General features: G+C 69.6%; 15 protein-coding genes and 1 tRNA gene. 7 read left to right on the top strand and 9 right to left on the bottom strand.

Features of this window, described 5'->3' with window-relative positions; genetic code table 11:
• Nucleotides 1-91: 91 nt before the first annotated feature.
• Nucleotides 92-5,239 carry a DUF5979 domain-containing protein gene (locus ACIRHA_RS19105; protein WP_403846908.1) on the top strand — a complete coding sequence of 1,716 codons (5,148 nt, stop codon included), beginning with the start codon at nucleotides 92-94 and terminating at the stop codon, nucleotides 5,237-5,239.
• 145 nt (nucleotides 5,240-5,384) lie between these two features.
• Here ACIRHA_RS19105 and ACIRHA_RS19100 read toward each other — a convergent pair whose 3' ends face one another.
• Nucleotides 5,385-5,654: a hypothetical protein gene (locus ACIRHA_RS19100; protein ID WP_403846905.1), complete on the bottom strand. Its 270-nt coding sequence runs from the start codon at nucleotides 5,652-5,654 to the stop codon at nucleotides 5,385-5,387.
• Between the two features lie 392 nt (nucleotides 5,655-6,046).
• A tRNA-Gly gene (locus ACIRHA_RS19095) sits at nucleotides 6,047-6,120 on the bottom strand.
• Between the two features lie 511 nt (nucleotides 6,121-6,631).
• On the opposite strand from ACIRHA_RS19095, the gene dcd reads away from it, so the two are divergent.
• Together dcd and ACIRHA_RS19085 are read left to right on the top strand one after the other, a co-directional pair.
• Entirely contained in the window at nucleotides 6,632-7,207 is a 576-nt protein-coding gene (gene dcd, locus ACIRHA_RS19090; protein ID WP_267069955.1) for a dCTP deaminase, read from the top strand.
• Between the two features lie 11 nt (nucleotides 7,208-7,218).
• Nucleotides 7,219-7,728 carry a phosphoribosyltransferase gene (locus ACIRHA_RS19085; RefSeq protein ID WP_403846903.1) on the top strand — a complete coding sequence of 170 codons (510 nt, stop codon included), beginning with the start codon at nucleotides 7,219-7,221 and terminating at the stop codon, nucleotides 7,726-7,728.
• Between the two features lie 81 nt (nucleotides 7,729-7,809).
• Here ACIRHA_RS19085 and ACIRHA_RS19080 read toward each other — a convergent pair whose 3' ends face one another.
• The 7 genes from ACIRHA_RS19080 to ACIRHA_RS19050 all read right to left on the bottom strand — a co-directional run bounded on the left by ACIRHA_RS19080 (nucleotide 7,810) and on the right by ACIRHA_RS19050 (nucleotide 18,921).
• Nucleotides 7,810-8,667, bottom strand: a complete 858-nt coding sequence (locus ACIRHA_RS19080; protein ID WP_403846900.1) for a Yip1 family protein — start codon at nucleotides 8,665-8,667, stop codon at nucleotides 7,810-7,812.
• Nucleotides 8,668-8,794: 127 nt separating this feature from the next.
• A complete protein-coding gene (locus ACIRHA_RS19075) occupies nucleotides 8,795-10,165 on the bottom strand; it encodes an FG-GAP-like repeat-containing protein (RefSeq protein ID WP_403846898.1) in 1,371 nt (456 codons plus the stop codon).
• A 119-nt stretch (nucleotides 10,166-10,284) separates the two neighbouring features.
• Nucleotides 10,285-11,793 carry an FG-GAP repeat protein gene (locus tag ACIRHA_RS19070; RefSeq protein WP_403846896.1) on the bottom strand — a complete coding sequence of 503 codons (1,509 nt, stop codon included), beginning with the start codon at nucleotides 11,791-11,793 and terminating at the stop codon, nucleotides 10,285-10,287.
• Nucleotides 11,794-12,072: 279 nt separating this feature from the next.
• A complete protein-coding gene (locus ACIRHA_RS19065; protein ID WP_403846893.1) occupies nucleotides 12,073-13,305 on the bottom strand; it encodes an FG-GAP repeat domain-containing protein in 1,233 nt (410 codons plus the stop codon).
• A 97-nt stretch (nucleotides 13,306-13,402) separates the two neighbouring features.
• Entirely contained in the window at nucleotides 13,403-14,797 is a 1,395-nt protein-coding gene (locus tag ACIRHA_RS19060) for an FG-GAP repeat protein (protein WP_403846891.1), read from the bottom strand.
• Between the two features lie 72 nt (nucleotides 14,798-14,869).
• The gene (locus ACIRHA_RS19055) at nucleotides 14,870-16,438 is read right to left on the bottom strand and encodes an esterase (RefSeq protein ID WP_403846889.1); all 1,569 of its coding nucleotides are present in this window, start codon (nucleotides 16,436-16,438) and stop codon (nucleotides 14,870-14,872) included.
• Nucleotides 16,439-16,629: 191 nt separating this feature from the next.
• Complete coding sequence (locus ACIRHA_RS19050) at nucleotides 16,630-18,921, bottom strand: (Fe-S)-binding protein (RefSeq protein ID WP_403846887.1); 2,292 nt, start codon at nucleotides 18,919-18,921, stop codon at nucleotides 16,630-16,632.
• A gap of 236 nt (nucleotides 18,922-19,157) precedes the next feature.
• Between ACIRHA_RS19050 and ACIRHA_RS19045 the strand changes: the two genes are divergently transcribed.
• The 4 genes from ACIRHA_RS19045 to grpE all read left to right on the top strand — a co-directional run bounded on the left by ACIRHA_RS19045 (nucleotide 19,158) and on the right by grpE (nucleotide 23,719).
• Nucleotides 19,158-20,009, top strand: coding sequence for an NAD-dependent epimerase/dehydratase family protein (locus tag ACIRHA_RS19045; protein ID WP_403846884.1), 852 nt, complete (start codon nucleotides 19,158-19,160; stop codon nucleotides 20,007-20,009).
• A 2-nt stretch (nucleotides 20,010-20,011) separates the two neighbouring features.
• Entirely contained in the window at nucleotides 20,012-21,028 is a 1,017-nt protein-coding gene (locus tag ACIRHA_RS19040) for a glycosyltransferase family 4 protein (RefSeq protein ID WP_403846881.1), read from the top strand.
• Nucleotides 21,029-21,209: 181 nt separating this feature from the next.
• Nucleotides 21,210-23,066: a molecular chaperone DnaK gene (gene dnaK, locus ACIRHA_RS19035; RefSeq protein WP_389282150.1), complete on the top strand. Its 1,857-nt coding sequence runs from the start codon at nucleotides 21,210-21,212 to the stop codon at nucleotides 23,064-23,066.
• Nucleotides 23,063-23,719: a nucleotide exchange factor GrpE gene (grpE, locus tag ACIRHA_RS19030; protein WP_403846878.1), complete on the top strand. Its 657-nt coding sequence runs from the start codon at nucleotides 23,063-23,065 to the stop codon at nucleotides 23,717-23,719. The genes dnaK and grpE overlap by 4 nt, the downstream gene beginning before the upstream one ends.
• Nucleotides 23,720-23,751 lie beyond the last annotated feature (32 nt).

Here is a 23,751-nt window from a genome sequence, read left to right as displayed (position 1 = left end):
AGGCCGCCATACGGGCGAAATATCTGATAGGCCGTCAATCATTCGGCATGGCATAACCAGCGCATAAGGGACGCGTCTTAGCGTCGCGCTCATGTCCAAGGTCAATGTGATGCCCAGGGGAAGACCAACCCGCGCCCACGCCCTGCTCGTGGTCGCGGCGGTGCTCAGCCTGCTCTTCGGCTCGACGGCCCTGACCGCCCCACCGGCGGCAGCCGACGACCCGATGAGCGCGGTCGGCATCACCAAGACCAACAACGCGGACGGGCCGTTGGAACCCGGTGACGAGTTCATCTACACCCTCAGCGGGCAGTGCTCCGGTCTGACGGTGGACTGCGTGGATTTCACGGTCACCGACACCCTTCCGGCAGGCCTCGAAGTCACCAGCCTCCCGAAGTCGACCACCACCCGCGACGTCACGTACGACGAGGCGACCCGGCAGCTGACGGTCGTCTACAAGCAGGACCTGCAGAACCCGGCGGGCAAGACCGGTCTGCGGGCGGGCCAGGCGGGCTCGGTCGAGATCAGCATGCGGGTCCCGACCGACACGACGTACGAGGACGGCGCCACCGTCACCAACACGGCGAAGGTCGACGCCGACAACGCGGACCCGAAGACCGACGACTCGGACATCACCATCTCCATCCCGCGCGTGGTCAAGCCGGTCGTGACCAAGGACTGGGAGGACGGTTCGGCGGTCGCGATGTCCGGCGAAGAGTCCACGATCAAGCTGGACGTGCGCAACAGCTCCTCCTCGTCGACCGAGGTCACCGAGCTGTCGGTGTCCGACGACAGCACGGAGACCTTCGAGTACTTCGACTTCACCTCGGCCACCGTGACCGCGTTCCCGAAGGGCGCCGACCAGGCACACCTGGTGGTCACCACGTCCGACGGCCAGAAGCACACCGGCGGCACCATCACGGAGCCCGGCGAGCTGCCGATGCCCGCCGGGGTGGACCCGAGTGACGTCGTCGGTTTCGAGGTCGTCTTCACCAACAGCAACGGCGACCCGCTGCCGTACGACGAGAACGGCGGCAGCGTCGACGTCGGCATGAAGCTGCGCGACACCAAGCGCTCGGACGGCTCGGACCTTAAGCCCACCGACAAGATCACCGTCAACAACTGCGCGACCCCGGCCGCGAAGGAGAAGACGGACGGCGACGTCGACGGCGAGCAGGCCTGCGACACGTACGACATCCTGCCGGACATCCTGGTCCTGGACTCGACGAAGAAGTACTACGCCGACACCAACGGTGACTTCTCCGAAGGCTCCAACGAGCACGCCGTGATCGGTGAGAACTCGCCGGTCAGCACGGGCGTGGACGTCACGAACAAGTCGCCGTTCAAGGTGAAGTCGATGACGATCACCGAGCCGGACCCGGACGCGACCAGCGAATTCGACAAGCTCGACGTCGACAAGGTGCGGCTGCGCTTCCCCTCGGGCGCGACCGAGGCGGAGCTGACCGTCACTTGCGAGGACGACACCACCCGTGAGGCGACCTACACGGAGAACGCGACCTACACCGTTCCCGAGGGCTGCAAAGTCAAGACGGTCGAGGTCGTCTACACCGGCGTCGACGCGGACGGCAACCCGGCCATCGCCGAGGGCGCCACCGCGGGCCTGGACCTGCACGGCACCCTCACCGACGACGTCGACGAGCAGGACGTGGCCGACGGCGTCAGCAACTGCGCGGGCTACAAGGGCGACGCGGGCCGCAGCGACGGCAGCGGCACCGCCTCCGGAAGCGCGTGCGCGAACCTCATCGTCGAGGACCCGAACGGAGCCGGAAGCGGCGTCAAGACCGTCAGCCAGACCGACGTACCGCCGGGCCAACCCATCGACATGGACCTGAAGTTCACGAACACCGGCAACCTGCCGCTGAGCGATGTGGTCATCACCGACCCGTCCGCCGACCCGGACGGAAAGCCCGGCAGCGCCAGCCCCTTCGACAAGCTGGAGATCACGTCCGTCTCCGTCTCGCCGTCCGACGCACCGGTGACCCTCCAGGTGTACGACCCGGACACGGATGCCTGGGTCGACTACGAGGGCGTGGACGCCGATGTGCTCGCACGGGCCACCGGCGTGCGCGCGCTCTACGACGGTGAGATGGCGCCGGACGACAGCGTCACCATCAAGGTGACCGGCGAGCGCCGCGAGGGCGTCGAGAACGGCGAGACGTTCCAGAACTGCTTCTCGGTCACCGCCAAGGACAGCCAGGGCGGCGACTTCAAGGGCGGTGACTGCAAGACCCTCGAGACCGGTCCTGCCGCCGACGGCGCCTCCCTGAACAAGACCATCGCGCCCGGCGAGCTGCCCGAGTACGTGCCCGGTCTGCCGCGGCAGCACGCGGACATGACACTCACCGTGCGCAACACCGGCAACATGTCGGCCAAGTACCTGAAGATCACCGACCAGGACAAGGACTTCTTCGACGCCGTGGACCTCGTGTCCATCAAGTCGAACCAGATGCCGGCCGGTGCCAACCGCGTACAGATCGACGCGTACGTGGGTGGTGAGTGGGTCAACGGCACTCCGTCCGCCGACGCCGCTCTGCCGTCCGGGGTGAGCGCGGGCGACGTCACCGGCATCCGCGCCACGTATTCGTCGACGAGCACCACGAACGACGGCTACGTGATCAAGCCGGAGTGCGCCGACGACAGTTGCTCCGGCAAGCTGGTCCTCGACGTCAGCCCCCGCCCGGCTCTGCGCAGCAACGGTGACCCGGTCCCCAGCCACCTGGAGGACACGGCCAGCGGCCAGTTCCTCACCAAGGTGGAGGACGAGGACAAGCCCCGGGCGATCGACCCGGTCAACGCCACCCTCGACCTGGTCAAGGGCGCCCCGAAGCTCGCCGTCGACAAGACCCCGGACACCGACCTCGCCCCCGGCGAGGACGCCCCCTTCTATCTGAAGGTCACCAACACCGGTACGGCCAACGTCCCGAACCTGGTCGTCAAGGACGATCTGCCCGAGGGCATCGCGTTCCTCGACACCTTCAAGGGCGACAACGGCGAGCCCTACAAGATCATCGACAAGAAGGAGCCGGACGGCACCGTCGCCATCCCGACCCCGAAGTTCACGCAGACCGCCGACGGCGACCGGGTCTCCGGACTCACCTGGGACTTCTCCAAGGACGACGACGGCAAGGACTGGAACTTCGCGCCGGGCGGCAGCTTCACCATCGAGATCCACGTGACGCTGGAAGCCGGCATCAACGCCGACGAAGTCGTCACCAACACCATGGGCGCCACGTCCTCCGACACCGACATGACCTGCGACGGCGGTACCCCGCAGCAGGACGGCACCATGTTCGGCTCGGGCCTGTACTGCACGGACCCGGCGACGCTCAAGGCCAAGACCGGCGCCGCGTTCACCGCCCGCAAGTGGGTGGCCGGCAACCCGGATCTCGGCTGGTACAACACGAACACCAAGAAGACCGTCGGTCTCAGCGACGACTCGTGCCGGGTGATGACCGACTCGACCGGCCGCAAGTACACCGCCAACCCCTGCATCGCACTGGTCAACCCCGGTGACCAGTACCACTACCTGATGCACCTTCAGAACGCGGGCACCGAGTCCGGCACCAACATGCGGATCATCGACCGGTTCCCCGTCCAGGGAGACAAGGGCGTCATCCTCGACCAGGAGCGCGGCACGGCCTGGGACAAGCGGCCCACGCTCGCCTCCCCGCCCGCGTTCGACGGCGGCGCTCCCGGCACGCTGGACGTCAAGTACGAGAACGACGAGCCGCTGTGCACCGACGACCTCGACATGGGCGGCGCCGGATCGAGCGCCGACCAGTGCGCGTCGAGCACCTGGGACGACGCGTACAGCAGCAAGGCCGTCGGCGCCGAGATGAACATCGGGTTCCCGACCAAGCTGGCTCCGGGCGGCACCGTCGACATCACGTACGCGATGGACACCCCGCTCGACGTCGCCTACAACGGCGACCCGACCATCGCCTGGAACTCCTACGCCCACAACGAGACGACCGAGCGCGGTGGCAGCACCGCATCCGGCAGCACCGCCTCCCGGAGCAAGCGGGCCGCCGCGTCCGAGCCGCGCGTCCTGCAGGCGAGCGAGCCGATCCAGGTCGGAGTCGCCCTCGCCTACGGCGAGTTGAGACTGGTGAAGCGGCTCGGCAAGCACCCCGACGCGGCGACGGGCCTGCTGCGCAAGGTGCCGTACTCGTACCACGTGACCTGCACCATCAACCCGCAGGGGAATCCGCCCCAGGTGGTCCTGAACGAGGATTATCGGGTCTCCGTGGACGATCCGGTTTCCGTCAAGGGGATCCCGGCCGGTGCCAAGTGCAGGATCTGGGAGACCTCGGCCCGCGGCGGCCAGTCCGACCACCCGAGGAGCGACCCGGTCGAGGTCACCATCAAGCCGAACATCGGCACGGAGACCCCGCAGTTCGCACGGATCACCAACACCTACGAGTTCGGCGCGGTGCAGCTCACCAAGGCGCTCGACGGTGACGCCGCCCAGTACGCCGAGGGCCGCACCTTCTCCGTCGACGTCTCCTGCACCCTGCCGGACGCCTCCGGCGCCCCGAGCGACCGCATCCTGCACAAGACGTACGAGGTGAAGGACGGCGAACCCGTCACCATCAAGCCGCTGCCGGTGAACACCCGCTGCTGGGCGGAGGAGGTGGACACCGGGGGCGCGGAGAAGGCGACCGTCGACCACGGTTCCGCCGACAACCCGGTGGTCGTCACCGCGGGCGACTCGCCCGACCAGGCGGCGATCAACATCACGAACACCTTCCCGGCGGCCGAACTGACCGTCACGAAGCACGTGGTGAACGGCGGCGCCGGCCCGTACGACTTCTCGCTCGCCTGCACCACCGACCAGGGCGATGTGGCCCTCTCCGGCGACGACAGCTCCTTCGAGCTGAAGGACGGGGGGTCGCGCACGATCAGCGTCCCGGAAGGCGCCACCTGCACCGTGAAGGAGACGAACGTGCCCACCGGTGACACGGTGACGTACCAGGCCTCCGACGACGGCTCCGACGGGGAGGTCCAGGTGAACGGTTCGGCAACGGTCGACGTCACCAACACCTTCCCGGAGTCCGGCGGCACCGGTGGCAACACCGGTGGCACCGGCGGCCACGACGGCGTCGGCCACCTCGCCGACACCGGCTTCCGCGACTGGACGATCCTGGGCGCCCTCCTCACGGTCCTCGCCCTCGCGGCCGGCTTCACGGTCCGCGCGATGTCGCGCAGGAGCCGCGGCTGATCCTCCGCGGTTTCCGCAACAGCGCGGCGGCCCCCGGCGATACGCATCGCCGGGGGCCGCCGTCTGTTCCCGCGCCGGTGTCACCGCCTGGGCCGACCCCGAAGCCGGATTCGCCGGGCCGGGCGCTGAACGTCCGCTCGCGTGCTCAGCACTTCTTCTTCAGCACGTTGTAGAAATCGTCGGCGAACTCGTCCCTCGACTCCTCTGACGCGTACGTCGGGATGCTGATGGGGCGCTGCGGGTCATGTGCGCGATAGGCCTCGCAGTACTCGTGGCGGTCGGCCGTACTGCTCTCGTACCAGGCCCCTTCCCCGGCCGACCTGGTGGGTCGCAGCTCGGGCTTGTCCTGTGCACAGGCCGAGAGCAGGACGGCGGACAAGACCGCCACCATGGCGAGTACGGGTGCATGTCTCATGGGTCCTCCAAGACAGTGCCCTCGTTGATGTCAGCCGTTGATGTCAGCCGCTGATGTCAGCGGAGCAGGGCTGTCTTGACAGATTCGACCGACACGCTAGGTGCATTGCTTGCGCCTACGTCTCCGTAGCGGTGCTGTCAGCCACATCGTCAGGCCGACAAGGGACAGGACAACTGCTCCCCCGACGACGGTGGGAACGGCCCCTATGAGGAGGAAGTTGACCAGCAGCTCCACCCACGTCGGCTCCTCACCCATCGTGCTTCCACCCTGCGCCATGACCGCTATGACGTAGGCAGGAAGCGATAAGTTCCGTGACTGCACGCGCGCCCGGCGGGCTGTGGCGCGGAAGCGGACAGCAAAAAGGCCCGGGTCGATGACCTGGGCCTTAGCGGTGGAGCGGGTGACGAGAATCGAACTCGCGCTCTAAGCTTGGGAAGCTTATGTTCTACCATTAAACTACACCCGCGCGGTACGGCCGTTGAGGCGATCCGTACTGGCGACACTGTACCCCATGCCGGGCCCCGGGCGCTGAAGCCCCCGGGGCTCGGCTGCGTTGGGCGGGGTGGAAGTGACTGCGGGTGAAGGGAGTTGGGGCGTACGGTGGGGAGTCCGGCCGAGGACGATTCACCTCGGGGTGCCGCCTGGATTGGCGTCCCTTTCATCCCGTAATGTTGCCTTTCGTCGTCGGTCAGGAAACTGGCCCAATGGCTCCGTGGGGAAGGGACTCCGGGACTTGATGGACTCGATGGATCGCACCGTCGTCCGATGTGCCGAAGGGCACGTGTTCAGCACCGCTTCGTTCCCGATGCAGCAGGCGGACCGTCTCGGTCCAAGCCGGCTTATTCGGTGTCCGCGGTGCGCGCGACTTCGGCACGCCGTTCCTGTGGGACCGGACGAGCGGTAAAAGCAGCACCAGCGACAGAGCGCGCGGGCCCGCCGATTGTGGTGGGCACGCGCGCTCTGCGTATCCTCGCTACGTGCTTCTCTCAGACAAGGACATCCGGGCCGAGATCGACGCCGGACGGGTCCGGATCGATCCCTACGACGAATCCATGGTTCAGCCGTCGAGCATCGATGTGCGGCTCGACCGCTACTTCCGGGTGTTCGAGAACCACAAGTACCCCCACATCGACCCGAGCGTCGAGCAGGCGGAGCTGACGCGGATGGTGGTGCCGGAGGGCGACGAGCCCTTCATCCTGCACCCCGGCGAGTTCGTGCTCGCCTCGACGTACGAGGTCATCTCCCTGCCCGAGGACCTCGCCTCGCGGCTCGAGGGCAAGAGCTCGCTCGGGCGGCTCGGTCTCGTCACGCACTCCACCGCCGGGTTCATCGACCCCGGGTTCAGCGGCCACGTGACGCTGGAGCTGTCGAACCTCGCGACGCTCCCCATCAAGCTGTGGCCGGGCATGAAGATCGGGCAGCTGTGCATGTTCCGGTTGTCCTCACCCGCCGAGTTCCCGTACGGCAGCGAGCGCTACGGTTCGCGTTACCAGGGACAGCGCGGCCCGACGGCCTCCCGTTCCTTCCTCAACTTCCATCGGACCCAGGTGTGAGCAGCAGCGACATGAGTGACGGCGTGAACCCCGAGCGCGAGAACCTTACGTACGAGAAGTTCGGGGTCGCCATGCGCGAGCTCGCGCAGACCATCGCCGACGACGGGTACCAGCCCGACATCATCCTCAGCATCGCGCGCGGCGGCGTCTTCGTCGCCGGCGGGCTCGGGTACGCGCTGGACGTGAAGAACATCCACCTGGTGAATGTCGAGTTCTATACCGGCGTCGGGACCACGCTGGAGATGCCGGTCATGCTCGCGCCCGTGCCGAACGCGATCGACTTCAGCGACAAGAAGGTCCTGATCACCGACGACGTCGCGGACACCGGCAAGACGCTGAAGCTCGTCCACGACTTCTGCCTCGACACCGTGGCCGAGGTCCGCTCGGCCGTCGTCTATGAGAAGTCCCACTCGCTCGTGAAGTGCGAGTACGTGTGGAAGCGGACCGATGAGTGGATCAACTTCCCGTGGAGTGTCGAGCCGCCGGTCGTGAAGCGGGACGGGCAGGTTCTCGACGCCTGAGCGGGTGGACGAACGCACGAAATGAGGGGCCCCGCGGGGCCCCTCATTTCGTGTGCCGGAGAGTTCCGGAGCCTGGAACGGCTAGAACGTGCCCAGCTTGATGATCGAGAGCAGTGCGATCAGCTGGATCGCCGAGGCCGCGAGCGCCTTCGGCCAGGGCAGCTCGTGGGACTTGGAGACCATCGTGGTCAGCAGGGCGCCCGCCGCGATCCACGTCGCCCAGCCGATGAGCTGGACGAACATCGCGTCGCCGCCGAGGAACATGCCGAAGACCAGGCGGGGCGTGTCCGTGAGGGAGGCGATCAGCATGGACAGGCCGACCGTGGGCTGCCAGGCGCCGTCGCCGCCGAGCTGGCGGGCCAGGGTGTGGGTGACCACGCCGAGCACGAAGAAGCTGATCGTGATCGCGACGCCGGTCGTCAGGACGTAGGGGATCGCCGAGGACATCGTGGCGTTGATGACGTCCTCGCGGGCGCCGTCGAAGCCGAAGATCGCCAGGAGTCCGTAGAGGAACGTGACGATCAGGGCCGGGCCCCACATCGCGTAGTCGCGCATCTGGAGATACGTCGCCGAGGGGCGCAGCACGACTCCGGACAGCAGCGGCTTCCAGTGCAGGCGGGGGCCGATCGGCCCGGCCGGGGCGGACCCGCCCGCCTGGTAGGTGGCGCCCTGGCTGTACGCGTACGGGGCCCCGTCGTCCGGGTTCACCGTGAACGCCTGGGTGTGACCGGGGTTGTTCGCCGCGTACGGGTCGTGCGCGCGGGGCGCGTTCGGATCGCCGAAGTACTCCGGCTCGCCGTGCCCGCCGTTCGGCTGCGGCCACTGCTGCCGCTGTTGCTGCTGCCCGTACGCGGGTTGCTGCTGAGGGGGCCCGTACGGAGGGTGCCCCTGCGGCGCTTCGCGGTTGTCCCGGCCGCGTCCGTTCCTGAATCCAGCCACGTACTCGAACGTACCTGGTTTCCGGGAAGGGAATGCCGGGCCCGGGGTTCGGGCCCGGCATTGCGGCTGAGCTGTGACATCCCTTACGGGGAGACCCTGAAGGGGCGCGCTCGGGGGCGGGCCCGGTCTACTGGAGGAACGCGTCGATGGGCAGCTGGTCGAACGCCGTCCCGCCCGTCGTCGTGATGCCGCCGGCCGAGCCGGGCAGCCGCAGCGAGCCGTAGCCACCGGACACGTACAGGTCGGCCGTGCCGTCGCCGTTCGTGTCGCGCAGCCGTACCGAGCCGCCGAACTGGTCGTCCGCCGACAACGCGCCCGGCACCCCGGAGCTGTTGCGGGCGAACCACTGTGAGCCGGTGCCGGACAGGCCGCTCGCCCGGCCCTTGAGGACGTGGACGCCGCCCGCGTACTCCTTGCCGTCGATCGCCTCGTTGGGCACGCCGACCGCGAGGTCCTTGTAGCCGTCGCCGTTGACGTCGCCCGCCGAGATCGAGGAGGCGAACTCGTCGTAGTTCTCCGGGGTTCCGGCCATGCCGGTGGAGGACTGCGTGATGCGCGTGCTGTCGGCGGGGCCGGTGGAGGAGCCGGACCAGACGGTGAGGCGGCCCTTGTGCTTGGAGTAGAGGGACGTGCCGATGGCGATGTCGCCGTAGCCGTCCTTGTCGAAGTCGGCGATGACGCCGTCGCCGCCGCGCTCGGTGCTGCCGCCGTCGCCGGTCTGCGACTCCAGGCGCAGCGTCTTGCCCGAAGTGAGCGAGGAACTGCCGCCCTTGATGAACCAGGCGTCCGAGGCGACGTACGAGGAGGTGACGACGTCGCCGATGATCGCCAGGTCGGTCTTGGAGTCGCCGTCGACCTTCCCCGCGATCAGGGCCGTGGAGTAGAACGACGAGGTCTTGTCGAGCTTGGTGACGGCGCCGGTGCCGCCGGAGCGGGTCAGGGGGCCGCGGTAGACGTAGGTGACGGCGCCGTTGACGAGGGCGAGGTCCTGCTTGCCGTCGCCGTTGAAGTCGCCGGTCGCCAGGTCCTTGCCCATGGCGTTGTACGAGTCCGCGTTCTTGTTCGGCAGGGTGGTGCCGGTCGACAGGCCGGTGGGCGAGCCCCACAGGATCGTGACGGCGCCCTGGCCGGTGCCCGCGGAGCCGTTCTCGCCGGTCGCGGCCACGGCGAGGTCGCCGTATCCGTCGCCGTCGAAGTCGGCCGCGGCCCGCACCTCGCCGAACATGTCGTCGGCCTCGTCGGCGCCGGGTACGCCGGTGCTCGCCTGGCTGATGCGCTTGGTCGTGGTGCCGGGGCCGCTCGCGGTGCCGAGGACGACGGCGACGCTGCCGCCGCCGTGGGAGCTGTAGCTTCCGTAGGCGTAGTCGCGGTAGCCGTCGCCGTTGAAGTCGTCGGCGTACTTGGCGGTTGCGGCGGACGCGGAGGTCGCGGTGAGGGGGGTCAGGAGGCCGGCGGCGAGTGCGGCGCCGGCCGCGAGCGTGAGGGTTCTGGTGCGCACAGTGTGATTCCCGCAGGTCGGTCCGTGGAGTCGGCGCCCGGTGGTGGTGCGGGCGCCACCGGTGCCGGGCTCCGTGCGGGGAGGCCGGCACCGGTTGCCGTACTGGCTGGTGCGGAGCGTCAGTTGGCGGCGTTTCCGCCGAACATGGGGGTGCCGTCCGTGCTCACTGCGGCGGCCGACGTGGAGATGGAGCGGGAGCCCGTCGTGGTGATCTTGGTGCCGTTGGACGGGAGGTAGGTCAGCGCGCCGTTGCCGCTGTTCTCGCCGTACGCGCCGACGACCAGGTCCGCCTTGCCGTCCTTGTTGGTGTCGGCGAGCTTCACCTCGCCGCCGAAGTAGTCCTCCTTCTCGTCGGTGCCGGGGACACCGGCCGTGGACTGGGCGAAGAACTGGGCGCCGGAGGTGGCGTTCAGGCCGTCCGGGGAGCCGTAGAGGACCGTCACGGAGCCGGTGTCGACGACGCCGTCCAGGTTCTCGCCGGAGGCGCCGACGGCGACGTCCGCGTAGCCGTCACCGTTGATGTCGCCGAGGGAGAGCTCGCCGCCGAACCAGTCGCCGCGCTCGGAGCCGCCGGGGACGTTGCCGGTGTCCTGGTCGATGTTCGTGGCGTAGGCCGGGCCGGACGCGGAGCCGTACGTGATGTGGACCTGGCCGCCGGTCACGGACTCGGGCACCGAGGGGAAGTCGTCCGTGGGCTTCGCCGGGTCCCAGTCCTGGCCGGTGACGATGTCACCGAAGCCGTCGCCGTTGACGTCGCCGATGCCCGTGATGACGCCGCGCTTGAGCGCCTTGGCCCCGGACATGGTGAGGCCGGAGGCGGAGCCGGGCACGTAGTAGTTGGTGTTCCAGCCGTAGTCGCCGGTCGTCTCGTAGCCGTTGACGACGAGGTCGCTCTTGCCGTCGGCGTTGACGTCGCCCGCGAAGAGGCTGATCGGTCCGGCGTCGCCGCCGCTCATGATGTCCGGCTTCACCGTGTAACGGCCGCCCGCGGTCCCGGACTTGCTCAGGCCGCCCTTGTAGACGTGGATCGTGGCGCCGGACGAGCCGACGGCGAGGTCGTCGAGGCCGTCGCCGTCGAAGTCGCCCGCGGCCAGGGACCGGCCCCAGCGGTCGTGGCCGGACGGCGTGGGGTCGGCCAGCGTGGTGCCGCCGGACAGGCCGCTCGCGGAGCCCCAGAGGATGGCGACGGTGCCGCCGTTGGTGTCGTCGCCGACCTTCTCGGAGGGGGCGGAGACGGCGAGGTCGTCGAAGCCGTCGTCGTTGAAGTCGCCGTGCGCGCTCACCCAGCCGAAGCCGTCGCCCGTCTCCGAGGTGCCCGGGACGCCGGTGGTGTTCTGGCTGATGGTGCTGCGCTTGGTCGACGTGGTGCCGCTCGCCGAGCCGTACAGGGCGACGATGTCGCCTGCGCCCTTCTTGCCGGAGACGGTGGCGTAGCCGGCGGAGAACGCCACGTCGCCGTAGCCGTCGCCGTTGAAGTCGGCCTGCGGGTGGTGCACGGAGTCGGCTGCGCCTGCCGTTCCCGCGGATGCGGCGAACAGGCCACCGGTGAGCGCGGCGGCCGTGGCGGTCGCGGTCGCGAGGCGGAGGCGGGTTCGGGAGGGGGCGGGCGTGCGTCTGTGCTTGGCCATTCGGTTGGCTCCTGCGGGAAGGGGACGCCTGGCGGGTGTCCCGTCAACGGGGTGCCGTTTCACTGGCGTTCGGCGGGAGTTGTGCCCGGCGTAGGCCTGCGGTCGGCTCACAGGAGACTGTTGGTGGGGCGGGAGGGTTGTACGGGGCGCCACCCGAATGTCCTGCCGGACGGGCCTGCTCAATCTCCCCCAGCTAACGCTGGGAGGTGCCCCCTGCAGGGGCTATAAATAGCCCCGCCGGCGATTGAGGCGCGGGGTCCGGGGCGGAGCCCCGTGGTGTTACGGGGTGAACAGGGCTGTGGAGAAGGGGGGTTGGGGGGATGTGCGGGCCCCGGAGAGGAACGTGACCCGGTCCTTGGCGGGGTGCTGGAGGATCAGGTCGTCGTGGCCGTCGCCGTCGTAGTCCGCCACCGCGATCACGTGCCCCCGGGCCGGGACGGCCGGCCCCACCTTCCCGGATCGCACCAGCCGCACACGGTCCGCCGCGTCCGACACGGCCAGGTCATCGCGGCCGTCCCCGTCGAAGTCCCCCGCGTCGACGCGCTCACCCGTGACACGGACCGTGCGCACACCCCCACCCTCGTACAGCCGGAGGCCCCCCGCCCCGAGGACCGCCGCCCCGAAGCGGCCGAAGGCAACATCCGCCCCCGCCGGGTATCTCGCGCCCTTCGTGAAGCCGCCCCGGCCGCCGAGGGCGACGGCGGAGCGTGCCGTGCCCGCGTGGGCGCGGACCAGGACGTCGTCGGCGCCGTCGCCGTTCAGGTCGGCGGCGGGGCCGGTCGGCACGTTCCCGCCGCTCTGCGCGATGCCGGCCGTGCCGCGCGGGGCGCCGCCGCGGGTGAAGGGGCCCGGCAGTACGCTGAGCCGCTCCCCGCTCGCGTGCACGACCAGGTCGTTCCTGCCGTCGCCGTCGAAGTCCCCGCACACCGGCTGGTCGGGCCACTCGTTGCCGAAGCGGGCCCGCGCGGGGATCTTCAGCGTGACGCCCTTGCCGGAGGCTCCCTTGCCTGAGAAGCCGGTGGGTGAGCCGAAGAGGATCTGGAGCGGGACCGGCGGCATGCCCTGGCCGTCGTACGGCGGGTCCGTCGACACCACGAGGTCGGCGTAACCGTCCCGGTCGAGGTCGCAGCTCGCCTCCGACGCGAACGTGGCCGGGGACTGCCCCTTGGTCCGTGCCGCGTACTTCGCCGGGGTCAGCAACTGCCGGGTCCCGGCGACGAGTCCGTGGCCCTTCCTGCCGTAGACGATGCCGATGCCGGGGTCGTCGCCGAGCCCGTCGTGGGCGAGGTCGTCGAGGACGAGGTCGGGGGCGCCGTCCCCGTTGAAGTCGCTCGGGAGCTTGCTGCCCTTGCCGCGCGGGACCGGCTGCGGCGCGCTCCGCTGCTGCTTGCCCGCCACGGCCACGGGGCGGTGGGCATCGCCCCCGCCCTCGCCGCTGCCGCACGCGGTGAGCGCGGCGGCGAGCAGTGCGGCGCACAGCGCCCCGCCGCTTCTTCGTATGTGACCCGGCATCAACAACGCCCCCATCGACATGCCCCCATCGACAATGCCCCCGCCCGTCCCATGAGTTGACAACAGTCACATGATGGCAGGGGCGGGGACGGGGCCGTCAGCGCAGGGACGTACCGAACGAGATGCCCGCGCCGGGCAGGCCGAAGTCCGAGCCGTTGAACGAGGTCGCGCCGCTCGTCGTCAGGTACGGAGACGAGCCCCGGAGCACCGTGACGGCGCCCGCGTCCGCCGCCGACCCGATGTCCTCGCCGGACGCGGCGACGGACAGGTCCGCGCGGCCGCCCCCGTTGATGTCCTTGAGGCGGACCGTGGAGCCGAAGCGGTCGCCGGTCTCGGCGACGCCCGGCACCCCGCTGGTCTCCTGGTGGTACGAACGGCCCCCGCTCACACCGGACGTGCCGCCCTTGAGGACGACCGCCGAGCCCGTGCCCCACACACCGTCGACACTCTCGCCGGGCGCGCCGACCGCGACGTCGTCGCAGCCGTCGCCGTCCACGTCACCGACCGCCACGGACGCGCCGAACCGGTCCCCGGCCTCCGTCGCTCCCGGCACCCCTTCGCTGTCCTGGGTGACCTTGTGCATGCCCTCCATCTCGTCGGTGAAGATGGTGGATCCGCCGGAGAACACCCACACCGAGTTCCCGTCGGCCTGGCCGGTGACGAGGTCCGGGTAGCCGTCGCAGTTCACGTCTCCGGTGGCGGCGGCCCCGGTGGTGGAGCCGGTGAAGTTCCCGTCGATCTGCCCCGAGCGGTAGCCGATGTCGCCGGGCCCGCCGTCGACCCACCCCGTGTAGGGGCTGCCGTCGGCGTGCTTCCCGTAGAGGACGTACGTGTACGTCTTACCGACGCCCTTGCCGTGGAACTGGTCGGCGGTGAGGCCTTCGAGGGTCACGTCGGCCGGTACGAACCCGACCTCCGGCGCGTAGCCGTCCTCGGGCTTGTTGGAGTCCGAGTACCACCAGTACTTCTTGGCGCTGACGACGGCGAGCTGGGCGTGGCCGTCCCCGTCGAGGTCGACGAAGACGGCGCTCTCGCCGAAGCGTTCGTCGTCGGCGGAGGGCGCGTGGTAGACGGTGGCGCCCTCGGTGAAGCCGCCCGCGCCGCCCCACACCACGTTCAGCGAGCCGCTCGCCCAGTCGGTGACCCGCTCGCCGGGGGCGCCGACGATCAGGTCGGCGTACCCGTCGCCGTTGACGTCACCGCTCGTGACGTTCTCCCCGAACTCGTCCTCCTCTTCGGTGGCTCCGGGCACCCCGGAGGTCTCCTGCGTGATCGTCACGGCCTTGCCGGGGCCCACGCCGGACGCGGAACCGAACGTCACCGTCACGGCGTTGGCCTTGGGCGTACCGATGGCGAGGTCGCGGTAGCCGTCCCCGTTGAAGTCGTCCTTGAGGGCCGTCGCCGCGGACGCGGTCCCCGCGAGGGGGAGGGTGAGGCCGCCCGCGGTCAGGGCGGCCACCCCGGCGGCCATGGCGAGTTTCTTGAGACGCACATCAACTCCATTATTGGGTAGGGCAGTTCGCGCCTACGGTCAGTGGTCGATCAGTGGTCGATCAGCGGTGGATCAGTCGTCGATCGCGGCGCCGAACCGTGCGTCCAGGGACGGAGCGGACAGCGCCCCCGCCCCGTACGTCCACGACCCGGCGGCCGTGATCCCGCCGGACCCCGCGGAGAACACCCACACCACGCCGTCGTTGGTGTTCTCGCCGGGCGCCGCCGCGAGGAGGCCGAACCGTCCGTCGTCGTTCGGGTCGGTGAAGGAGACCTGGCCGCCGAACTTGTCGCCCTTCTCGGCCGCTCCGGGGACGTCCGCCGAGTTCTGGTTGAAGTCCCGTACGTCGCTGGTGCGCAGGCCGAGGGTCGTCCCCCGCATCACCGTCACCGCGCCCGCGTCGGCGACCGTCCCGATGTCCTCGCCGGGCGCGCCGATCGCGACGTCGGCGAACCCGTCACCGTTCGTGTCGCCGACGGAGAGGTCGGCGCCCCAGCCGTCGCCCTTCTCGGCGGTGCCGGGCACGCCGTCGGAGTCCTGCGTCCACCACTGCGGTTCCCCGGTGAGGCCCGAACCCGAGCCGTAGTGGACGCCGACCATGCCGCCCGTCGTCCACGGGCCGCCGTCGTCGGGGCTGTTCGGCTCGCCGGTGACGAGGTCGTCCTTGCCGTCGCCGTTGACGTCCCCGGAGGCGGCGACCGGGCCGCCGCGCAGCGTGAGGTTTGGCAGCGGGTCGGCGTCGGATGCCGTGCCGGGGATGACGTACGACCAGCCGTCGCCGGACTCGTCGCCGACCGAGAGGCCGGACACGACGAGGTCGGCGAAGCCGTTGGCGTCGTAGTCGCCGGTGGTCAGGGACTTGGGCTGGATCCCGGTCGGCGCGGCCAGGGTGGCGGCCCGCGCGGTGGCGCTCGGTGCCTTGCCCTTGGGCGCTACGGCCTTCGGTGCCTTGGGCGCGAAGTCGGTCCGTGAGTCGCGGACCAGGTGCTTGCCCGCGGCGGCCGTGCCCGCGGTCGATCTGGCGGCGGGCGCGGCCTCGTAGCGGAAGATCGCGAGGCCGACCGAGTCGAGGACGGCGAGCAGGTCCCCGTCGCCGCCGTCGGTGAACCGGGCGGCGGCGAGCGACTGGCCGAACTTGCCGCCGGTGGCGGGCTCGTCGGCCTCAAGGCCCGTACTGGCGCTGCCGGACAGCCCCCTGGACGTGCCCCACAGGACGACGCCGCCGCCCGAGTCGGTCACGGTCCCGAGGTCCTCGCCGGGTGCGCCGACGATCGCGTCGTCGTAGCCGTCGCCGTCGAGGTCCCCGGTGGCGACGGCCTGCCCGAACGCGTCGCCCTTCTCGGCGGCGCCCGGCACCCCGGTCGTGTTCTGGCTGAGGACGGCGGAGCGGGAGGTCCCCATGCCGCTCGCGGCGCCGTACTGGACGGTGACGAGCCCGGCCCCGGCCTGCCCGCCGACGGTGGCCCCGGGGGCGCCGACGAGCACGTCGTCGTAGCCGTCGCCGTTGAAGTCGGTGTTGCGGTCGTTGGCACGGGTGCCGCCCGGTGTGCCCGCGTACGCGGACGGGGCGGCGGCGATGTACGTACCGGTGAGAAGAAGGAACGAGGCCGCGGCGAGGGCGGCCGTCCGGTTCTTGCGCACGTGCGGCTCCTTGGGTGAAGGAAGACCGGGCAGCGCGGGGGGATGGCCGGAAAGGGCCCGTTCCTTGTCCGGCGCACCGTTTGACACGGGATCGCCGTGAAGGGTTGTACGGGACGCAACAAAAGAAGAGGGCGCCCCGTTCCAGGAGATACCAGGAACGGGGCACCCAAAGTGACGTAAGGGAACGGGAGTTACTTCACCGGCTCCGGCTCCGGAGCATCCTCGGTCTCCGCCTCGCCCGCCGGGGGCGGGTCGTCGGAGGGCGTCCTCACGGAGTCGAGAAGCAGCTGGGCCACGTCGACGACCGTGACGGACTCCTTGGCCTTCCCGTCGTTCTTCTTGCCGTTGACCGAGTCGGTCAGCATGACGAGGCAGAACGGGCAGGCGGTGGAGACGATGTCCGGGTTCAGACTCAGCGCCTCGTCAACACGCTCGTTGTTGATGCGCTTGCCGATCCGCTCCTCCATCCACATCCGCGCACCACCGGCGCCGCAGCAGAAGCCGCGCTCCTTGTGGCGGTGCATCTCTTCGTTGCGGATGCCGGGGACGCTGGCGATGATCTCGCGCGGCGGGGAGTAGATCTTGTTGTGGCGGCCCAGGTAGCACGGGTCGTGGTAGGTGATGATGCCCTCGACCGGCGTGACCGGGGTCAGCTTGCCCTCGTCGACCAGGTGCTGGAGCAGCTGCGTGTGGTGGATTACCTCGTAATCCCCGCCGATCTGCGGGTACTCCTTGCCGATCGTGTTGAGGCAGTGCGGGCAGGTCGCGACGATCTTCTTGGCGGTCCGGGGCTTCTTGGACTCCTCGGTGACCTTGCCGTCGTCGTCGTACTCCTCGCCGAAGGCCATGTTCAGCGACATGACGTTCTCCTGGCCGAGCTGCTGGAACAGCGGCTCGTTGCCGAGGCGGCGGGCGGAGTCACCGGTGCACTTCTCGTCGCCGCCCATGATCGCGAACTTGACGCCCGCGATGTTGAGCAGCTCGGCGAAGGCCTTGGTGGTCTTCTTCGCCCGGTCCTCCAGAGAGCCGGCGCAGCCGACCCAGTAGAGGTACTCGACCTCGGTGAGGTCCTCGATGTCCTTGCCGACGACCGGCACCTCGAAGTCGAGCTCCTTGAGCCACTCCAGGCGCTGCTTCTTCGCCAGGCCCCAGGGGTTGCCCTTCTTCTCCAGGTTCTTGAGCATCGTGCCCGCCTCGGACGGGAACGCGGACTCGATCATCACCTGGTAGCGGCGCATGTCGACGATGTGGTCGATGTGCTCGATGTCGACCGGGCACTGCTCGACGCAGGCGCCGCAGGTGGTGCAGGACCACAGGACGTCCGGGTCGATGACGCCGTTCTCTTCGTGCGTGCCGATCAGCGGGCGCTCGGCCTCCGCGAGGGCGGCGGCCGGAACGTCCTTGAGCTGCTCCTCGGTCGCCTGCTCGTTGCCTTCCATGTCCTTGCCGCCACCGGCGAGCAGGTACGGCGCCTTGGCGTGCGCGTGGTCGCGCAGCGACATGATGAGCAGCTTCGGGGAGAGCGGCTTGCCGGTGTTCCAGGCGGGGCACTGCGACTGGCAGCGGCCGCACTCGGTGCAGGTGGAGAAGTCGAGCAGGCCCTTCCAGGAGAACTGCTCGACCTGGGAGACGCCGAAGGTGTCGTCCTCGCCCGGGTCCTCGAAGTCGATCTCCTTGCCGCCCGAGGTCATCGGCAGCAGCGCGCCGAGCGACACATCGCCCTTGGCGTTCCGCTTGAACCAGATGTTGGGGAAGGCCAGGAAGCGGTGCCAGGCGACACCCATGTCGGTCTTCAGGGCGACCACGATCATCCAGATGAACGAGGTCGCGATCTTCACCCCGGCGAAGAAGTACGTGAGGGTCTGGAGCGTGGAGACGTCCAGGCCCTCCAGCGCCTTCACCACGGGGTACGAGATGAAGAACGACGCCTCGTAGCCGTCGACGTGGTGCTGGGCGCCTTCGAGGGCGTGCAGCATGAAGATGCAGACGCCGACGATGAGGATGACGGCCTCGACGAAGTACGCCTGGCCGAAGTTCGAGCCCGCGAAGCGGGACTTGCGGCCCGCCTTGTTCGGCTTGCTGAGCTGGCGGATCACGATGAGGACGGCGATGCCGAGGACCGTCATCGTGCCGATGAACTCGACGAAGAAGTTGTACGGCGCCCACTCGCCGATGATCGGAAGCAGCCAGTCGGCCTTGAACAGCTGGCCGATGGCGTTGACGATCGTCAGCAGCAGGGACAAGAAGCCCACCGCCACGAACCAGTGCGCGACTCCGACGATGCCCCAGCGATTCATCCTGGTGTGGCCGAGGAATTCCTTGGCCACGGTGACGGTGCGCTGCACGGGCTCGTCGGTGCGAGTACCTGCGGGTACGTTCTGACCGAGCCGCATGAAGTTGTAGATCTGCAGGAGGGCACGGACGAACAGGGCCGCGCCGACCACGATCGTAACCAGCGACACGATGATCGCGGCGAGTTGCATTTGGGGGCTCCTCGGGCCTGCGAGGGAAGTCTTCTCGGGGACGGTTCGGGACGGATACTGATTACTAAGCGGTAACTTAGGTCGTCCGTCTGAGACTACCCACTTACCCGGACGCAATGTAGTCGCCGGGTTGGTGATCTGTGTCGCCCAGGTAACCCTGCGCGGGGCCATGTGGGGCGCCAAAGCGGATCGTGTTATTCACCCCATATTTGGACATAACCGAATAACTTATGGGGATGAGCGCACCGTCGACGACCGCATCCTCCACTTATTTGGTCACCGGAGGCGCGGGCTTCGTCGGCTCGCACCTCACCGATGCGCTGCTCGCCGCAGGACACACCGTCGTCGTCCTCGACGACCTGTCCACGGGCGACCGCGCCAACCTCGCCGCCGCCTGGCCCAGCCCCAGGCTCCGCTTCGTGCGCGGCTCGGCCCTCGACGCCCGGCTCGTCGCCGAACTCGCGGGCCGCTGCGACGTGGTGGTCCACCTGGCGACCGAGGGCGCGGGGCCCGTCGCCGAGGTCGCCCGCCGGCACGGCCGCCGTCTGCTCACCGCCTCCGCGGACGAGCCCTGCGACGGGGACGTGACGGTGGTCCGTCTGTACGACACCGTCGGCCCGCGCCAGTCGTCCGCGTCCGGCGCCGTCGTGCCACGCCTCGCCGAACAGGCGGTCACGGGCCTGCCGCTCACCATCCAGGGGGACGGCACCCGGCGGCTCCGCCTCACACACGTCGCCGACACCGTCGACGCGCTGCTGCGACTGCTCGCCGAGCCGGCCGCGGCCGGGCGTGTCTTCGACATCGGCGGCACACAGGAGACCGCCGTCGCCGACCTGGCGGGCGTCATCGTGGAACGCTCCGGCTCCGCCTCTCCGCTCCGCTTCGTCCCGTACGAGGAGGTGGACGGGGAGGTGGACGAGGAGGCGTGCGGTGAGGCGTGCGGTGAGGTGCACCCTCCGGACTCCGGGCCCCTGCGGGAACTCACCGGATGGGAGCCCGGGTCGGGGCTCCTCGACATCGTGGACGCGGCCCTCGTCGACGCGGGCGGCGCGTTCGGCGTGGTGACGACCGCAGCGGCCGGGGTCTGACCATGAGGATCGCCGTCGTCCACGGTTTCGGTGCTCCGGGCGGCGAGGACGAGGCCGTCCTCGACCAGGTCGCCGCGCTCACCCGCGCCGGGCACGAGGTGCGCCTCGTCTCGGTGAACGGCCGTGGTCGCGGCCCCCTGGCCACCCTGCGCGCGTTCGGCCCGGACGTCGTGCACGTCCACAACCTGTACCCCGCCTTCGGCCGCGCCTGGGTCACCGAGTGGACGGGCCCGGTGGTCGCCACCCTGCGGCACGGCCCCCACCGCGGCTCCCGGTTCGCCGCGCTGCAGTTCCCGTGGGCTCCGCGCGGCGGGCTGCGGCAGGACCCGCTGCTGCGGCGGGCCGACCGCCTCGTGGTCCTCTCGGAGGCGAGCCGGGACGCGTGTGCGCGCGCCGGGCTGCCCCGGGAACGCCTCGACGTGGTGCCCGACTTCGTACCCACCCTCACGGAAGCCGAGGCCGGGCCCGAGGCGGCGGCGGAGGTCGGGCCCGAGCCGGCGGCGGAGGCCGGTGACGCCTGGGTGTGCGCCGCGCCGCTCGCGCCGGAGCGGGGCGTGCTGGAACTGCTGCGCCGCTGGCCCGCGGGTGAGCGGCTCGACGTGGTCGGGGCCGGGCCGCTGGAGGGGCGGTGCCGGGCGGCGGCGCCCGCGTCGGTGCGGATGCGCGGGGCCGTGGGGCGGGGGGAGCTCAGGCGGGCGCTGCCGGGGTACCGGGGGATCGTGCTGCCGGGGCGGGGGGCGCGCGGGGCGGTGCCGCTCGTGTACGCGGAGGCGCTCGCGGCGGGCCTTCCGGTGCTGGCCTTCGAGGGGGCCGTGGCGTCGGCGGTGCCGCGCGCCGTACGGTCCGAGGGCACGGGTACGGTCACCACCCTGGACGCACACCTTCCCGACGCGCTCGACGTGGCCGCCAAGATCTTCCCAACGCTGCGGGAGCACTGCCGCGCGGTATACGCGAAGCGCTACGGGGAAGCCGTGTGGACCGAGCGCACCGAGTGCCTCTACGCCTCGCTCGTAGCGTAATCATCTCCGTACGAGCTCCCGGAACCTTACAAAACCCCAGGTCAGACGCTTGTGCCCAGCGGGCTGCCGGTAAGGACAGGATAAAAGTTGAGTGCCTGCGACTCAGGTCTGTTGACGCGGAGGGGGAGGGTGTTGCAGTCTTGAGTCAGTTCCACTCAAGTAGGTAGCTGGAGGAATCGAAATGGCACGTGCGGTCGGCATCGACCTGGGCACGACTAACTCCGTCGTCAGCGTTCTGGAGGGCGGTGAGCCCACCGTCATCGCGAACGCCGAGGGCGCCAGGACCACGCCGTCCGTCGTCGCTTTCGCGAAGAACGGCGAAGTGCTGGTCGGCGAGGTTGCGAAGCGCCAGGCGGTCACGAACGTGGACCGGACCATCCGCTCGGTGAAGCGCCACATGGGCACCGACTGGAAGATCGACCTGGACGGGAAGGACTTCAACCCGCAGCAGATCTCCGCGTTCATCCTGCAGAAGCTGAAGCGCGACGCGGAGTCCTACCTCGGCGAGAAGGTCACGGACGCGGTCATCACCGTCCCGGCCTACTTCAACGACTCCGAGCGACAGGCGACGAAGGAAGCCGGCGAGATCGCGGGCATGAACGTCCTGCGCATCGTCAACGAGCCGACGTCCGCGGCCCTGGCCTACGGCCTGGACAAGGACGACCAGACCATCCTGGTCTTCGACCTCGGTGGCGGCACCTTCGACGTCTCGCTCCTGGAGATCGGCGACGGCGTCGTCGAGGTGAAGGCCACGAACGGCGACAACCAGCTCGGCGGTGACGACTGGGACCAGCGCGTCGTCGACTACCTGGTCAAGCAGTTCAACAACGGCCACGGCGTGGACCTGGGCAAGGACAAGATGGCGCTGCAGCGCCTGCGCGAGGCCGCCGAGAAGGCGAAGATCGAGCTGTCCTCCTCCACGGAGACCACGATCAACCTGCCGTACATCACGGCGTCCGCCGAGGGCCCGCTGCACCTGGACGAGAAGCTCACGCGCGCCCAGTTCCAGCAGCTCACGTCCGACCTTCTGGAGCGCTGCAAGACGCCGTTCCACAACGTCATCAAGGACGCGGGCATCAACCTCTCCGAGATCGACCACGTCGTTCTCGTCGGTGGTTCGACCCGCATGCCGGCCGTCGCCGAGCTGGTCAAGGAACTGACCGCGGGCAACGAGGCCAACAAGGGCGTCAACCCGGACGAGGTCGTCGCCATCGGCGCCGCGCTCCAGGCCGGTGTCCTCAAGGGCGAGGTCAAGGACGTCCTGCTCCTCGACGTCACCCCGCTGTCCCTGGGTATTGAGACCAAGGGCGGCATCATGACCAAGCTGATCGAGCGCAACACGACGATCCCGACGAAGCGTTCGGAGATCTTCACGACGGCCGAGGACAACCAGCCGTCGGTGCAGATCCAGGTCTACCAGGGCGAGCGCGAGATCGCGGCGTACAACAAGAAGCTCGGAATGTTCGAGCTGACCGGTCTGCCGCCGGCCCCGCGTGGTGTCCCGCAGGTCGAGGTCGCCTTCGACATCGACGCCAACGGAATCATGCACGTCACGGCCAAGGACCTCGGCACGGGCAAGGAGCAGAAGATGACCGTCACCGGTGGCTCCTCGCTGCCGAAGGACGAGGTCAACCGGATGCGCGAAGAGGCCGAGAAGTACGCGGACGAGGACCACGCCCGCCGCGAGGCCGCCGAGTCCCGCAACCAGGGCGAGCAGCTCGTCTACCAGACGGAGAAGTTCCTCAAGGACAACGAGGAGAAGGTTCCCGCCGAGGTGAAGACCGAGGTCGAGGAGGCGCTCACCGAGCTGAAGGAGAAGCTCAAGGGCGAGGACTCGGCCGAGATCCGCACCGCGACCGAGAAGGTCGCCGCCGTCTCGCAGAAGCTGGGCCAGGCCATGTACGCCGACGCCCAGGCCGCCGGTGGCGCCGAGGCCCCCCAGGGTGACGCCCCGCAGGGCGACGCCAAGGCCGACGACGACGTCGTGGACGCCGAGATCGTCGACGAGGACAAGGACCGCAAGGACGGTGCCGCGTGACGGAGGAGACCCCGGGCTTCGAGGAGAACGAGAAGCCTGACGTCCCCTCCGGCGCCACCCCCGACGACGCCGAGCCGCAGGCCGCTCCCTCCGACGAGGAGGGGGCGGCCCCGGCCGGGGACTCAGCTTCCGCAGCGGACGTTGCCCTGACCGCGCAGCTGGACCAGGTGCGTACCGCGCTCAACGAGCGCACCGCGGACCTCCAGCGCCTGCAGGCCGAGTACCAGAACTACCGGCGCCGTGTGGAGCGGGACCGCGTCACGGTCAAGGAGATCGCCGTCGCGAACCTCCTGACCGAGCTGCTTCCCGTTCTCGACGACATCGGCCGTGCCCGTGAGCACGGCGAGCTCGTCGGCGGCTTCAAGTCGGTGGCCGAATCCCTGGAGACGGTCGCCGCGAAGATGGGCCTTCAGCAGTTCGGCAAGGAGGGCGAGCCCTTCGACCCGACCGTGCACGAGGCCCTGATGCACAGCTACGCGCCGGACGTCACGGAGACGACCTGCGTGGCGATCCTGCAGCCGGGTTACCGGATCGGCGAGCGCACCATCCGCCCCGCGCGGGTGGCCGTGGCCGAGCCGCAGCCGGGCGCGAAGGCGGACGAGGCAGCCGACAAGGATGCCGAGAAGGAGAACGGTGGCCCGGAAGAGGGCTGACGTCACACACACGGGTAAGGAGGGACGTCGAG

It is taken from the genome of Streptomyces sp. NPDC102360, assembly GCF_044766085.1.
Classification (GTDB): domain Bacteria; phylum Actinomycetota; class Actinomycetes; order Streptomycetales; family Streptomycetaceae; genus Streptomyces.
Note: the sequence above shows the minus strand (reverse complement) of the source record. Positions and strands in the feature narration are given on the sequence as shown.